This window comes from Aquimarina rhabdastrellae (assembly GCA_947387485.1).
Taxonomy (GTDB): Bacteria; Bacteroidota; Bacteroidia; order Flavobacteriales; family Flavobacteriaceae; genus Aquimarina.
The window spans coordinates 338,562-355,729 of sequence record CANDNT010000001.1; the positions used below are offsets into that span (position 1 = coordinate 338,562).

The window sequence follows — 17,168 nt, forward strand, 5'->3', positions numbered from 1 at the left end:
TCCATAAGGTTAAATTATCAAATCGATATAAAATAGGCTTACAAATACGTTTAAAACGTAAAATATTCAACAAAAATGCCTTTTATGTTAAAATAATGCAATTATTGTTAATATATTCTTAATTTTCTAGTGCCAAAAACCCAAATCTATTTTATCATGAAAAAGCAACTACTTTTTGTGTTGTTTCTAGCCATTATATGCTCTAGTTTTTCGCAAGAGCGGTACTGGAAAAAAACAAATACTTATTCTAAAAATTCAGTAATTAATAGTAAAAAAGATTTACCTAACAAGAATTTATTTAGTTTAGAAACTCAACTGTTAAAAGATGTATTATCTGATGTTCCAAAACGTTTTGATACAAATAATCAAAGAAAAACGATCATTAAATTTCCTAATGCCAGTGGTTCTCTAGAACAATTTCATGTATATGAAGCTTCTGTATTACACCCTGATCTAGCATATAAATATCCTGAAATAAAATCTTACATTGGTCAAGGTATTACTGATCCATCTGCTAGAATTCGTTTTAGTATATCTCATAAAGGCTTGCATGGTATGAAATTATCTGGATCTACAGAAAGTGTTTTCATAGAGCCCTATACACAAGATCTAGCTACATATACAATATATACACGTAGTGAAAAACCCAAAGTGGAAGAACGCTTACAATGTATCGTTAGTGATCATACTTCTTCTACGTCACGAAACAACACACAAAAAAATGCTGATGATGGTCTTTTAAGAACCTACAGAATTGCCATTTCTACTACTGGTGAATATACACAATATCATGGCGGAACAAAAGCAGATGCTTTGGCTGCAATAAATACAACAATGACTAGAGTTAATGGAGTGTTTGAAAATGACTTTAATGTAACTATGGTCGTTATTGCTAATAATGAAGATATCATTTATACAGATGGAAGCTCAGATCCTTATACGGGTAGTTTTAATACACAATTACAGAATACTTTAACTGCTGTTATTGGAGAAGCTGCTTATGATATCGGTCACCTCTTTGTTAAAGGAGGAAATAACGGTAATGCAGGTTGTATAGGTTGTGTTTGTGTAGACGGAAGAAAAGGTAAAGGGTTTACTTCTAGAGGTATTCCAGAAGGCGATGCTTTTGATATTGATTATGTTGCTCATGAAATAGGACATCAATTTGGTGCTAATCACACATTTTCATTTAGAAACGAAGGAACAGATGCTCATTTTGAGCCTGGTAGTGGTTCTACTATAATGGGTTATGCTGGTATTACAGGAAATACAGATGTTCAAGATAATAGTGATCCTTATTTTCATTCTCATTCTATAGAACAAGTCACTAATTATGTCAAAAGCACTTCTTGTCAAACAAATACCAATACAAACAATACAACACCTGAGATTACAGCAGGCAATGACTATACTATTCCTAAAGGAACACCATTTGTACTTACTGGTCATGCTATTGATGATGATGGTGATACATTAACTTATTGCTGGGAACAACGTGACGAAAATAATGCTATGTCAACGTATCCTAGTACTACCGCAACAACAGGTGTGTCTTTTAGATCTTTTGCTCCTACTTTATCAAATAAAAGGTATTTTCCAAGGTTAGAAACAATTAAATCAGGGGCTACTTCTTGGCAATGGGAAGCTGTTCCTGCAGTAGCAAGAGATCTAAACTTTAGATTAACTGTAAGAGATAATAAATTAGGTGGTGGTGCTTCTACAAGTGACGATATTAAACTTACTGTAATAGATAATGCTGGTCCTTTTATTTTAAATTCTCCTAATAGTAATGTGTCTTGGCAAGTAAATTCAACCCAGACTATTACTTGGAATGTAGCAAATACAAACGTTGCTCCCATTCTAGCCACTACCGTTGATTTATTCCTTTCTACTGATGGAGGTAATACTTATGGTATTTTACTAGCCTCAAATGTAACTAATGATGGTTCTCATGATATCTTAGTACCTAATCAAATTGGAGATCAAAATCGAGTTATGATCAAAGCTTCTAATAACGTTTTCTTTGATATTTCAAACACTGATTTCGAAATTACACCTGGAGATAGTTCTGATACAGAAGCTCCTACTATACCTACCAATGTAAGTGTTTCTAATATAACACAAACTTCGGCTACTATATATTGGGATGCTGCTACCGATAATATCGAAGTTGTAGGATATGATCTTTATCAAAATAATGATTTTATTAGTACTTCTACAATTACAGAATTTGATCTAATAAATCTAAATCCAGATACTACTTATAGTATAGCTTTAAAAGCAAAAGATGCTGCAGGTAATATGTCAGATTTTAGTAATTCGGTTACCTTTATTACATTGCCTAGTGATACCAATGATCAATGTATTAATGGTATAAATTCTTATCCCTACTCACAAGGTTTTGAAGACAACTTAGGTAATTGGACACAAAGCAATACAGATGATGTTGATTGGAGTTTTAATTCTGGAACTACCCCATCTAATGGTACCGGACCTAATAGCGCTATAGAAGGTAATTTTTATTTATATTTAGAATCTTCAAGTCCTAATTATCCTTCAAAAGAAGCTATAATAACTTCTCCTTGTTTTGATTTAAGTAACGAAAATAATGCTACATTCGAATTTAATTACCACATGTTTGGAGCTAATAATATGGGAGATTTATCTCTTGATATAAGTGATGACAATGCTACTACATGGACAACTATTTGGTCTGTATCAGGAAATCAAGGAAATACCTGGATTACTCAATCCATTGATTTATCTGTTTATACAGGCTCTAACATTCAATTGCGTTTTAAAGGAACTACAGGAAGTACATGGAAAGGAGATATTGCTATTGATAAACTTTCGTTAATAACTACAGTAAGTAATCCAGATTGTACAGAGGTTACATTATCTATCAATCTAGACGATTATCCAGAAGAAACCAGTTGGCAAATTATAAATGAATCTAATGAGATTATGGCGTCTGGAGATAATTATAACTCATCCACAGGAGAACTTCTAGTTACAGTATGTCTTCCTGAAGGAACTTATACTTTTACTATTAATGACAGTTATGGAGATGGGATCTGTTGTCAATATGGTAATGGTTCTTATAGTCTAACAACGGGATCTACTCCGTTAGCCAATGGTGGTCAATTTGGAACTTCAGAGAGTACAACCTTCACCCTTAGAGAATCTTCAAGAGATGCTATAGTTCAACAAGTAGTAAGTACTACTCCTATTGAGATTAGTATTTATCCTAATCCCATTCAACAAAATATTCCGTTAAACGTTTCTTCTCATATTAAAGAACTTACTTATACTATTACTGATCTTACTGGAAAAATCATTCAAAAAGGAAATTTAAATGGTACAACTATAGATTTACAACAAGTAAATTCTGGTGTCTATATGATACATTTTGATACTGGTCAAAAGGTGATTTCTAAGAAAATCATAAAAAAATAACAAAAAAATCATTTTTGTTACATTCATAAAAAAGCAGCTATATAGTTGCTTTTTTTTATGAATATATAAAAACAACCTCACTCAGAATCTTAAAAAAACAATACATAAAAGCTAAAAAAATACGTTTTAACCTTTTTTTGTTTACTAATAAACATTACACATATACCAGTAAATTAACACTTTAGTTAATGTTTTATTAAATTCGGCGGCTCAAACTCAATTAATAATTCATTTTTATGAAAAAACAATTATCCACTATTGTTTGTTTAACAATGATGGGGTTAGGTTTTTCTCAGAGTAGTTATTGGACTAAATCTAATACTGAGCAAAAAAACGCTATACTACCTCATAGTATGGAATTACCCCAGTCAAACACATTTAATTTAAATCTTGAAGCATTTAGAAATGCTTTAGAAAAAGCACCTCAAAGAGGCGATTTAAGCAAAACATCTTCTACTACTGTAGAATTTCCTAAAGCTGATGGTTCTATGGAGACTTTCGTCATTCAAGAACTTGCTACTTTACATCCAGATTTAGCAGCTAGGTACCCTGAAATTAAATCTTATATCGGAAAAAGTGTTCAAGATCCTTCAGCTACAATTCGTTTTAGTATTTCTCCTGAAAAAGGAGTGCAAACAATGCGATTATCTGGTAAGGACAAAGCCTTATTTATCGAACCTTTAACAGAAGATCGTCAATCCTATACACTTTATAGCAGAGATCATCGTTCTGCTTCTTCTGAAACTTTTCGTTGTTTAGTAGAAGATCAAAATCCAAGTATATTAAATTCTTCTTCACAAAAAAACGCAAACGACGGAACTTTAAGAAGGTACCGTATTGCCATTTCTACAACAGGAGAATACACACAACATCACGGAGGTACCAAAGCATCGGCTTTGGCTGCTATTAATGCTACTATGACTCGTGTTAATGGGGTATTTGAAAATGATTTTGCGGTAACTATGCAAGTTATTTCTAATAATGATCGTGTTATTTATACTAATCCTAGCACTGATCCATATTCTGGAGAATATCAAGATAAATTACAATCCACCTTAACTAGTCGAATAGGAGAATCAAATTATGACGTAGGTCATATCTTTGTAAAAGGAGCAGATAACGGAAGTGCTGGTTGTATTGGTTGTGTATGTGTAGATAATAGTAAAGGTAGAGGTTTTACCTCTTCTCAAACTCCAGAAGGTGATCGCTTTGATATTGATTATGTAGCTCACGAGATTGGACACCAATTTGGAGCTAACCACACTTTCTCTATTCGCAATGAAAGAGCTAATGCTCATTTTGAGCCAGGGAGTGGTACAACTATAATGGGATACGCAGGTATTACTAATAATGATGTACAACAAGTTAGTGATCCTTATTTTCATGCGTTCTCTATTGAGCAAGTTACCGATTATGTAAAGGGTACCTCTTGTCAAACTGATGTAGCTACTAACAATGCTACTCCTACAGCCAATGCTGGTAGTAATTACACTATCCCAAAAGGAACTCCTTTTGTATTAAAAGGTACTGGTACTGATGCTAACAATGATTCTTTGACATATTGCTGGGAACAAATGGATGAAAACGATGCTGGACATATCGAACCTGGACCTAATAATACTACAGGCGTTGCTTTTAGATCTTTCTCTCCTTCTTCGTCTTCAGAACGTTATTTCCCTAGGTTAGAAACTATTAAAGCTGGTGCTACTTCTTGGCGTTGGGAAGTTATTCCTCAAGTTGCTAGAACATTAAACTTTAGATTAACGGTAAGAGACAATAGAGCTAGTGGTCCTGCTAATAATAGTGATGATATGCGTGTAACTGTAAGATCTGCTGCTGGTCCTTTTGTTGTAAATTCTCCTAACACTAATGTCGCATGGAATGTTGGTTCATCAAAAACAGTAACTTGGAATGTTGCTGGTACAACGGCTAATGGAATTAATGCTAGTGAGGTAGATATTTATTTATCTACAGATAGTGGTGATACCTATCCTATCTTACTTGCAGATGATGTACCTAATGATGGATCTCATGAGATTACTGTTCCTGATAACGTTGGTACTCAAAACCGTATTATGGTTAAAGCTGCCAATAATATCTTCTTTGATATTTCTAATGCTAACTTTAGAATTACTGAAGCTACTACAGGAAATGATACTGAAGCTCCATCTGCTCCTACAAATCTATCAGCTTCTTCAATCACCGATACTAGTTTATCTTTATCTTGGAATGCTGCTACAGATAATGTAGAAGTAACAGAATATGATGTTTACCGTGGTACTACTTTAATTAGTACTGTTGCAAATACTAGTCTTGATGTTACAGGTTTAACTGCTAATACAGCATATACTTTTAGCGTAAAAGCAAAAGATGCGGCAGGTAATGTTTCTTCTTCAAGTAATATTGTTAATGTTAGAACAGCTAGTCCAGATCCATGTGATAGTGGAGCAACTTTAACTGCTAATACAGGATCTTTTACAGATGGTAGCGGTTCTAGTAATTATGCAAATAATAGAGACTGTAGCTGGTTAATTCAGCCTGAAAATGGTGGAACTGTAACTTTAACTTTTGACAGCTTTAATACAGAAGCTAATTATGATTACGTATTAGTATATGATGGTGATAGTGCCGCTGCCACACGTATTGGTAGATTTTCTGGATCATCTCTTCCAAGCGCAGTAACTTCAACTGGGAATGCATTATTTGTAAGATTTACTTCTGATGGATCTGTAACAAGAGCTGGATGGGCTGCTAGTTATACTTCAAATACAGCTACTACTCCTCAATGTTCTGATGTAACTATTACAATTAACCTGGATGACTATCCAAGAGAAACGAGTTGGGATATTAAAGATGCTTCAAATACCGTTGTAGCTTCTGGTGGTACTTATGGTGATAGAGCTAATGGTTCTACTGTAACTGTAACTGAATGTTTAGCTGTTGGTGATTACACATTTACAATTTATGATAGTGCTAGTGATGGCCTTTGTTGTAGCTATGGAAACGGATCATACTCTGTTACTTCAGGAACTACTACTCATAATGGAGCAAGCTTTGGAGCTTCAGAATCTTTTGATTTAGCAATTACTGCTTCAAATGCCAGAACAGGATCTCAAGCAAACAATGTTGTATTCAGTAATGTAAAAACTACTGAACCATTCTTTATTAGCATTTATCCCAACCCAACTCCTAATGGAAGTTTATTAAATGTTGCTGTTTCTAAGAAAAATACAACTTATAAAGTTTTAGATATGTTAGGTAAACCTGTTTTAACAGGATCTTTATCTAATCAATCGATTGATATTTCTGAATTAAAAACAGGTATTTACATATTACAATTAGATATTGATGGAAAACCATATATCGAACGTATTGTAAAACAGTAAAAAATCATAAAAAATAACAAAAAATTCATTTTTGTTACATTCATAAAAAAGCAGCTATATAGCTGCTTTTTTTGTGAATATCTCAAAAAAATACGCTTTAACAGTAAAATAAATCAATGTTTACTAGTTAGCATATTACGGTATAACCATAATTCAACATACAAAAAACATTGCATTAATATCAAAAAATTAACATATCATTAATATTTTATTAAATTCGTCGCCTCAAACTCAATTAATAATTCATATTTATGAAAAAAATTACCCTAGCACTTTCGTGCTTATTAGCTGTAGGTACTTCTTTCGCCCAGCAACAACCCCTAATTCGTACGTGTACTGTTGACGAACGTCTAGAAGAAAGAAAATTATTTGATCCAGGTGTAGAAGAACGTATGGCAAGAATCGAGGCCTTTACTCAAGAAAAACTTGCTAAAATGAGTGAAGAAGGAGCCAAAAGCGTTTCTGGAGAAATTATTACGCTCCCTGTAGTAGTTCACGTATTATATACTAACACTACGAATAATATTAGTATGGCTCAAATTGAGTCTCAAATAGATGTTTTAAATCAAGATTTTAGACGTACTAATCCTGACAGAAACAATACTCCATCTCAATTTTCTAGTATAGCTGCTGATACGCAAATACAATTTAGATTAGCAACTATTGATCCAGATGGAAATGCAACTACTGGTGTTACAAGAAAACGAGTAACTAGAACTAACTGGATTGCTAGTTCTAGATATGACAGAATGAAAAAAGATACTGAAGGAGGAGTTAATCCATGGAATACATCTGAGTATTTAAATATGTGGATTGTTCCTAACTTAGTTAGAGAAAATGGTCAAGACGGTGTATTAGGTTATGCCCAATTTCCAGGTGAAAATGCAGACACGGACGGTTTAGTAATGGTTCATGAGTATTTTGGTACAACAGGTTCTGCTGTATCTCCATTTGATGGAGGTAGAACAACTACTCATGAGATTGGTCACTTCTTAAACTTACGCCACATGTGGGGGAATGTTCCTGTAGGAGCTGATGGTTGTACTTATGATGATTTAGTAAGTGATACTCCTAATTCTGATGGTCCAAATTATGGATGTACTCCTACTCATAGATCATGTGGTTCTACAGATATGGTACAAAACTATATGGATTATTCTGATGATTCTTGTATGAACTTATTTACTCAAGGTCAAAAAAATCGTATGCGTGCCGTTCTTGAAGCTGGAGGAGAAAGAAGAAGTTTAGCTCTTTCTAATAAATTTGGTACTGCTACAGATTCTCAAGCTCCTACTACTCCAACTAATTTGGCTACAACTACAATTACAGAAACTACTGTAGGTCTTTCTTGGACTGCATCTACTGATAATGTAGGTGTAACAGGTTATGATGTTTATCAAGGTGCTACATTAATAGGTACTGTTACTGGAACTAGTGCTAATGTTAATGAATTAGCAGAAAATACTTCTTACACTTTTAGAATTAAAGCTAAAGATGCTGCTGGAAATACTTCTGCTTTCAGTAATACTGTAAGCGCTACTACTCAGGGTGGTACAACTACTCCTCCTAATGATGCTTGTAATGGTGGTGTAACTTTAACTGCTAATACTGGTTCGTTTGATGATGGTAGTGGTTCTAGTAATTATACAAATAATCAAGATTGTAGCTGGTTAATTCAACCTGAAAATGGTGGAACGGTAACTTTAACTTTTGATAACTTTAATACTGAATCTGGATATGATAAAGTATTTGTTTATGATGGAACTAGTGCTTCTGCTTCTCTTCTAGGAGAGTTTTCTGGAGCTACTACGCCAGATGATATTACTTCTACTGGAAATGCATTATTTGTAAAATTTGAATCTGATGTTTCTATAACAGAAGCTGGATGGGATGCTAGTTATACTTCTAGTACTTCAACTACTACTCCTGTAGAAGATACTGTATTACATGAAGGTTCTTTCGAGTCAGGTTTAGATGGATGGATTGATGGTGGTGGAGATTGTGCCCGTTATTCTGGAAACTTCTCTTATCAAGGAAACTATTCTATCCGTTTAAGAGATAACTCTGGTACTGCTTCAGCAATGACTTCTAGCTCCTTTGATATTAGAGATTATAATCAAGTTGAAGTTAAATTCTTCTTCTATGCGAATAGTATGGAAACTGGTGAAGATTTCTGGTTACGTTACTATAATGGTTCTTCATGGAGTACTGTAGATTCATGGGCTAGTGGAACTAATTTTGATAATAATACATTCTACACAGCTACTGTAGTATTAGATGCTTCTGAAGTTACTTTTGCTAATAACAGTAGATTCAGATTCCAATGTGATGCTTCTACAAACTCTGACCAAGTATATATAGATCAAGTAACTATTACTGGACTTGCTGGTTCTTCAAACAGAGAATCTAATTTAAGATCTTTAGGAACTCCTAATGTAGATACTACTAGAGAAATTGAAGAGTTAGAAGAAGATTTATCTATTTATCCTAACCCTGTTAACGGTAACACATTATTTGTAAAATCATCTGCTAATGTTGAAGCTTCTTATAGAATTTTCAATGTTGTAGGACAAAATATCCAAAGTGGATCATTAACTAAAGAATTAAACGTTTCGGATTTAACATCAGGAATTTATTTCTTAGAAGTTAATGATGGTGATGAAATCATAACTAAGAAATTCATCAAAAAATAATTCTAAAAATTATTTCCACTTATAAGCTTATTGTTGTTTTAAAGCCCTTAGAAATTTCTAAGGGCTTTTTTATTTCTTTGTATTACTTAATTATTCAAAGTTTTCCTCATCCTAAAATTTAGGATTTGGTTTACCTTACATTTTATACATTTCTTAGCATATCCTTAACTATACTCTATTTGTTTACATATTATATAGAATAGTCATTCCTTAATAATTTTTCTATAGTATTTCTCATATATACTTATTTTTTTAACAAATACTTTTTATTCTTTATTTGTAACTTATTTAATTATCATGTGCTATTTTATAAAGTAATTATTGAAAGATCCGCTTTTTAAAAACCTTATATAACTTTTTAAAACAAGAAAGCAGATCATAATATGATCTGCTTTCTTATATATTCAATCCTTTTAATAGAACGTTATTTTTATACTTCAATCTTATAATTAATCATAAATCCCTTATCAATAAGCTATCTAATTTTATTGTTTAATTATTTTTTTATAAAAAGTTTTATTATTTGTTGTAATTGCTACATGATAAACTCCTGGAGAAAGATTTCCTGTAGCGATTTCTTTTGTATTATGGAACTCACTTATAGTTTTTCCGTGAATATCTAATAATTTTATATTCTCATAGGTATCTCCAGATTGTATTCTTAGTTTATCAGTAAAAGGATTAGGATATACTATAAAGGTATTGTTTATAGAGTTTTCTGTAATGGATAATGTATTCTCAAATTCATAAGCTTTGATAAATCCAAGTTGAAAACCTGTTCCAGAAGCTCCATTATAAAGAGGAGCTCCAACAGCTATTATATTACCATCATTACTCATTGACACACTTCTCCCAAATCCACTTTCTCTAACATTATCATTAAATGAAGAACCTCTTTGCTCCCATTGAGAATTATTATATTCGTAAGTTCCTATTTCTCCAGAATTAACACCATTTATATCTGAATCTCCTATTCCGAAAATTATATTATTTCCATCAGCACTAATATCTACTTTTTCGGCAAATCGTCTAACACCATTGTCATTACCTATTATATTTGGTCCTTTTTGATTCCAAGTTGATCCTGAAAGCTCAAACACTCGAACTCTTCTTAATTCGGGTTCTCCTACGATAACGGTATTTCCATTTTCGTCCAAACTAATTTCTTCTCCAAATAATCCTCTATCTGTTGTTCCATAAATAGTATCTCCTTTTTGTACCCAATTAGATCCGTCATAAGTATATAATTTTACAGCTCCAAAACCCGTACCGATATCGCTATTTCCAGGAATCCCTACTGCAATTGTAGTTCCATCACCACTAATACTTACAGCAGTTCCTAATCTATCAAAATCATCAACTCCTGTAAGAGTATTACCTACTTGTACCCAATTACCCGATACTAAATCATACACCTGAGCAGAACCAATAGTTCCTGCTAAATCTTCACTTCTAAATATAATTCGATCTCCTGCATCATTAATATCAACTGATAATCCATATTCATCAGCTGATTCAGAAAATCTATCCCCCAATAAATTCCAATCGCTACCGTCAAATCTATAAATGGAAACTCCCCTAGAATTTCCGATAACTACAGTATCTCCATCTTCATCACTATTCATATCAACCGAGAAAAAATCACCTACAAAAGGACCTTCAATCGTACTTCCGATTTTTTCCCAATTCGCCCCATTTAATTGATATGCTTCAACACTTCCTCTAATAGATCCTCCGGTAGCTTGAAATTTTCCTGAAAATATCCTATTACCATCACCACTTAAACTTAATGATTGTCCCTTTACATCTCCATCATTAACACCTACAATTGTATTTCCTTTTCCACTCCATTGTGAAAAAACACTTATTGAAATAAATAATAATCCGTAAAGTATTTTTTTTCCTTTCATATTTTTAATCTAAAAAAACTATTAAACTATAAATGCTTCTTTTAAAAATTAAGCCTTCAAAAATCTTACAATGTTATTTCAAAAGCAATAAAGCAGATCACATTGTGATCTGCTTTATTGCTTTTGAAATATTTTATTATATAGAAGCTTACTTTCTTTAATTACTAATAAAATAAACTCCAGAAGAAATATTTTCTTGAGTTATTTCTTTCGTGTTACAAAATTGATCATTCAAAAATTTATGTTAGCTACAGAAGCATAGTTCTTATAAGTTTAATACTGCTATCGTATTCATTATGAAATCTTATTTATTCTCCATAGTCTCCAGTTAAACATAAAACACTAAAAACAAGATTCTTAAAACGAATTTCATGCTTTTATTTTAACATGTAATGTAGTACGTCATACACGCTTTGGAGCTTCAGAAATTGTAGATATATCACAAAACACTTAGAATTCATGAATATAACAAAAAGTCAATTTTTGTTATATTCATAATAAAACAGTTATATATCTACTATAATTTACGAATATATCAACAAAAACATCTTTTAAGATAAAAATAAATCAATGTTTACCAATTAACGCATTACGGTTATCCCATAATGAAACCACCAAAACCATTGAATTAATAACAAAAAATTAACATATAATTAATATTTTATTAAATTCGGCGGCTCAAACTCAATTATTAATTCAATTTTATGAAAAAACAATTATCTACCATTGTTTGTTTAACAATGATGGGGTTAGGATTTTCTCAGAGCAATTATTGGAGCAAATCTAATGCTGAGCAAAAAAACGCTATACTACCGCATAGTATGGAATTACCCCAGTCAAACACATTTAATTTAAATCTTGAAGCATTTAAAAATGCTTTAGAAAAAGCTCCTCAAAGAGGCGATTTGAGCAAAACATCTTCTACTACTGTAGAATTTCCTAAAGCGGATGGTTCTATGGAGACTTTCGTTATTCAAGAGCTCGCTACTTTACATCCAGATTTAGCAGCTAGGTACCCTGAAATTAAATCTTATATCGGAAAAAGTGTTCAAGATCCTACAGCTACAATTCGTTTTAGTATTTCTCCTGAAAAAGGACTACAGACAATGCGATTATCTGGTAAGGACAAAGCCTTATTTATCGAGCCTTTAACAAGTGATCGTCAATCTTATACGCTTTATAGTAGAGATCAACGTTCTGCTTCTTCTGAGACTTTCCGTTGTTTAGTAGAAGATCAAAATCCTAGTATCTTAAATTCATCTTCTTCTCAAAAAAATGCGGATGATGGAACGTTAAGAAGATACCGTATTGCTGTTTCTACAACAGGAGAATATGCACAATATCACGGAGGTACTAAAACATCAGCTTTGGCTGCTATTAATGCTACCATGACACGTGTTAATGGTGTATTTGAAAATGATTTTGCGGTAACTATGCAAGTAATAGCAAATAACGATCGTGTTATTTATACTAATCCTAGCACTGATCCATATTCTAGAGAATACCAAAATAAATTACAATCTACGTTAACAAGTCGAATAGGAGAATCAAACTATGATATCGGCCATGTTTTTGTAAGAGAAAGAGATAATGGTAATGCTGGTTGTATCGGTTGTGTATGTGTTGATAACAGGAAAGGTAGAGGTTTTACTTCATCTCAAATTCCTGAAGGTGATCGCTTTGACATTGATTTTGTAGCTCATGAGATTGGACACCAATTTGGAGCCAACCATACTTATTCAACTGTTAATGAAGGTACTAATGCTCATTTTGAACCAGGAAGTGGTACTACAATCATGGGATATGCAGGTATTACTGATAATGATGTACAACAAGTTAGTGATCCTTATTTTCATGCATTCTCTATTGAGCAAGTTACAGATTATGTAAAAGGTACTTCTTGTCAAACAAATGTAACTACTAATAATACTACTCCAACTGTAGATGCAGGTAGTAATTATACTATCCCAAAAGGAACTCCTTTTGTATTAAACGGTACTGGTACTGATGCTAACAATGATTCTTTGACATACTGCTGGGAACAAATGGATGAAAATGATGCTAGACATATTGAACCTGGACCTAATAACACTTCTGGTGTTGCTTTTAGATCTTTCTCTCCTTCTTCGTCTTCTAAGCGTTATTTCCCTAGATTAGAAACTATTAAAGCAGGAGCTACTTCTTGGCGTTGGGAAGTTATTCCTCAAGTTGCTAGAACATTAAACTTTAGGTTAACGGTAAGAGATAATAGAGCTAGTGGTCCTGCTAATAATAGCGATGATATGCGGGTAACTGTAAGGTCTGCTGCTGGTCCTTTTGTTGTAAATTCTCCTAACACTAATGTTGAATGGAGTGTTGGAGATACAAAAGCAGTAACTTGGGATGTTGCTGGTACAACAGCTAATGGAATTAATGCTAGTGAGGTAGATATTTATTTATCTACAGATGGTGGAAATACATATCCTATCTTACTTGCTGATAATGCACCTAATGATGGTTCTCACGACATAACTGTTCCTGATAACGTTGGTGTTCAAAACCGTATTATGGTTAAAGCCGCAAATAATATCTTCTTTGATATTTCTAATGTTAACTTTAGCATTATTGAAGCTACCACAGGAAATGATACTGAAGCGCCATCTACTATAACTGATTTAGCTACAACTACTATTACAGAAACAACTGTAGGACTTTCTTGGACAGCTGCTACAGATAATGTTGGTGTAACTGGTTATGATATTTATCAAGGTAATACTTTAATAGGTACTGTTACTGGGACTGGTGTTACTGTCACAGATTTATCAGAAAATACATCTTACACTTTTAGAGTTAAAGCTAAAGATGCCGCTGAAAATACATCTGATTTTAGTAATACGGTAAGCGCTACTACCGAAGGTGGTGCTACAGTTTCTGATGCTTGTAATGGTGGTGCAACTTTAACTGCTAATACTGGTTCGTTTGATGATGGTAGTGGTTCTAGTAATTATACAAATAATCAAGATTGTAGCTGGTTAATTCAACCTGAAAATGGTGGAACGGTAACTTTAACTTTTGATAACTTTAATACTGAATCTGGATATGATAAAGTATTTGTTTATGATGGAACTAGTGCTTCTGCTTCTCTTCTAGGAGAGTTTTCTGGAGCTACTACACCTGATGATATTACTTCTACTGGAAATGCATTATTTGTAAAATTTGAATCTGATGTTTCTATAACAGAAGCTGGATGGGATGCTAGTTATACTTCTAGTACTGAACCTCAATGCTCTGATGTTACCATCTCTATTAAATTGGATGATTATCCAGAAGAAACTAGTTGGGATATTAAGGATTCATCTGATAATGTAGTTGCCTCTGGTGGTACTTATGGTGATAGAGCAGATGGTTCTACAGTAACTGTAACAGAATGTTTAGAAGTTGGTGATTATGTATTTACTATCTATGATAGCGCACGCGATGGACTTTGTTGTGACTTTGGAAATGGTTCTTACACTATTACTTTAGGAAATGACTCCGCTAGCGGTGCAAGTTTTGGAGCTTCAGAATCTGTTGATATATCTATTACTAGAAATAATTCTAGGTCTAATTCTGCACCTAATGGTGTAATAGGTAATATTGAAACTACTGAGCCTTTTATGATCAATATTTATCCTAACCCAACTCCAAATGGAAGTTTATTAAATGTTGCTGTTTCTAAGAAAAACACAACTTATAAAGTTTTAGATATGTTAGGTAAATCCATTTTAACTGGTTCTTTATCTAACCAATCTATTGATATTTCTGAATTAAAAGCTGGTATTTACATTTTACAATTAGATATTGATGGGAAACCTTATATCGAACGTATCGTAAAGCAGTAAAAATTATTTAGCTTATTGTTGTTTTAAAGCCCTTAGAAATTTCTAAGGGCTTTTTTATTTCATCTATATTTATTAATAACTACTCTATTGTATTTCTTTAACCTGACGAATCATCTGGTTTGTAAATCCCCATTCATTATCATACCAGATCATCACTTTTACTAAATCTCCATCTACTACTCTTGTCATTGCTGCATCTACAGTTGAAGCATACGGATTTTTAATAATATCTGAAGAAACTATCGGTTCGTATGTCAATTTAACCACATCTTTATAGCGATCAGTTTTTATTTCTTCTTCAAGAATATTGTGTATCTCTTCTACCGTGGTATTCCTTTCTGTAATAAAAGTAACATCACTTAATGACCCTACGGGTACAGGAGTTCGAACAGCTACTCCATCAAATTTACCCTCATATTGAGGTAAGACCTTTGTTGTTGCTTTTGCTGCTCCAGTAGACGTTGGTGTTAAATTCACAGCTCCTGCTCTACCCATTCTAGGATTCTTTTTGGAATATCCATCTATCAAACTTTGTGATGCTGTATAAGCATGTATTGTATTTAAAATTGCTTTTTTAATACCTATTCTTCTTCCTAATATTTCAACTATAGGGCTTATATTATTAGTAGTACAACTAGCGCAAGAAAAAATAGCAGTATCTCCATCTTTGGTATTTACTCCATGTACAATCATTGGAGTATCTTCACTTTTGGTAGGCCCAGAAATTACTACATTTTTTGCTCCTGCTACTATATGTCTTTTGGCATCTTCTGTTTTAGTAAAAAAACCTGTGCTTTCTATAACAATGTCAATTTCGTCTTCTTTCCATGGTAAATCTTCTGGGTTTCTTTCTGTATAATATGCTATTTCATTTCCGTCAACCACTAATTTATTATCCTTTATGACTACATCTTTTTCATAAATGCCATAGTTACTATCATATTGTAATAAATATTGTGCACTCTCTACAGGCATCAAATCATTAACTGCTACTATTTGTAAATTAGGTTCTTCGATAATCAATTTTAAAGAAGCTCTCCCTATCCTTCCAAAACCATTTATAGCTATTCTTTTCATATTTTTTTATGTGTTTTAATCTTCTAGTAAAGATTCTCCATTTAAATTGGTTGTTAATACATCACTCATATAATCAAAAAACGGTCTTAATAGTCGATAATGCTTCAAAACCTGTTCTGAAAAATCTTTTGCTTGTGTTTCTTTATCAGTAAAAGGATGCGTTACGAAGAAACTTTTATTCTTTATTAAGTCGATTGCAGGATGTTCTTTACTAAATCCTTTGGGTGCTGTTTTGACTTGATTACTTGTATTAAAACCTCCATACGCTTCTTTAAAATCTGGAGCATTTAATATTGTTCTAATCTCTTCGTCATCCATTTCAAACTCCTTACGAATACGTAATAAATCTGTTGCATTAGGACTAAAAAAACCTCCAGCTACATACGAATTACCGGGCTCTAATCTTAAATAATAGCCACCTCTTAACTTAGCCCCCAAACGGCTAAAACTAACACTTCTATGAATATTATATGGAGTTTTATCTTTACTAAAACGAACATCCTTGTAAATTCTAAAGATCTTCATTTTCTCTATTTCATCTTCTTGGTTTAATCCTTCTAGAATTTCGTTATACACATTTTTAAGGAGAGCTTCTTGCTCTTTAAATTTATCTTTTTGTTCTGTAAACCACTCTCTATCATTGTTTAATTTTAATTCATTGAGAAAGGAGAATACAGATTTTGGTATACCGCTCATATATAATTGTAATTTTCTTAAAATTACAAAAACTAAATACATTTTAAGCAAACATTTTCATTTTAAACAAAACACTAAAAATCAATCCAT

7 protein-coding genes are annotated in these 17,168 nt (G+C 32.7%); 4 read left to right on the forward strand and 3 right to left on the reverse strand.

Features of this window, described 5'->3' with window-relative positions; all coding sequences use genetic code 11:
* Positions 1-156: 156 nt before the first annotated feature.
* The 3 genes from ACYEKI_RS01545 to ACYEKI_RS01555 all read left to right on the forward strand — a co-directional run bounded on the left by ACYEKI_RS01545 (position 157) and on the right by ACYEKI_RS01555 (position 9,535).
* Positions 157-3,456: a reprolysin-like metallopeptidase gene (locus ACYEKI_RS01545; protein ID WP_459209389.1), complete on the forward strand. Its 3,300-nt coding sequence runs from the start codon at positions 157-159 to the stop codon at positions 3,454-3,456.
* Positions 3,457-3,692: 236 nt separating this feature from the next.
* Complete coding sequence (locus tag ACYEKI_RS01550; protein ID WP_459209390.1) at positions 3,693-6,842, forward strand: reprolysin-like metallopeptidase; 3,150 nt, start codon at positions 3,693-3,695, stop codon at positions 6,840-6,842.
* A gap of 251 nt (positions 6,843-7,093) precedes the next feature.
* Positions 7,094-9,535, forward strand: a complete 2,442-nt coding sequence (locus tag ACYEKI_RS01555) for a CUB domain-containing protein (protein ID WP_459209391.1) — start codon at positions 7,094-7,096, stop codon at positions 9,533-9,535.
* A gap of 485 nt (positions 9,536-10,020) precedes the next feature.
* Here ACYEKI_RS01555 and ACYEKI_RS01560 read toward each other — a convergent pair whose 3' ends face one another.
* Positions 10,021-11,445 (reverse strand): T9SS type A sorting domain-containing protein, encoded by a 1,425-nt coding sequence (locus ACYEKI_RS01560; RefSeq protein WP_459209392.1) that lies wholly within the window; start codon positions 11,443-11,445, stop codon positions 10,021-10,023.
* Between the two features lie 704 nt (positions 11,446-12,149).
* On the opposite strand from ACYEKI_RS01560, the gene ACYEKI_RS01565 reads away from it, so the two are divergent.
* On the forward strand, positions 12,150-15,305 hold the full coding sequence (locus tag ACYEKI_RS01565) for a reprolysin-like metallopeptidase (RefSeq protein WP_459209393.1): 3,156 nt from the start codon (positions 12,150-12,152) through the stop codon (positions 15,303-15,305).
* A gap of 84 nt (positions 15,306-15,389) precedes the next feature.
* On the opposite strand, the gene gap is transcribed toward ACYEKI_RS01565, so the two are convergent.
* Both gap and ACYEKI_RS01575 read right to left on the reverse strand, forming a co-directional pair.
* The gene (gene gap / locus ACYEKI_RS01570) at positions 15,390-16,382 is read right to left on the reverse strand and encodes a type I glyceraldehyde-3-phosphate dehydrogenase (RefSeq protein WP_459209394.1); all 993 of its coding nucleotides are present in this window, start codon (positions 16,380-16,382) and stop codon (positions 15,390-15,392) included.
* A 15-nt stretch (positions 16,383-16,397) separates the two neighbouring features.
* The gene (locus ACYEKI_RS01575; RefSeq protein WP_459209395.1) at positions 16,398-17,078 is read right to left on the reverse strand and encodes a DUF2461 domain-containing protein; all 681 of its coding nucleotides are present in this window, start codon (positions 17,076-17,078) and stop codon (positions 16,398-16,400) included.
* Positions 17,079-17,168 lie beyond the last annotated feature (90 nt).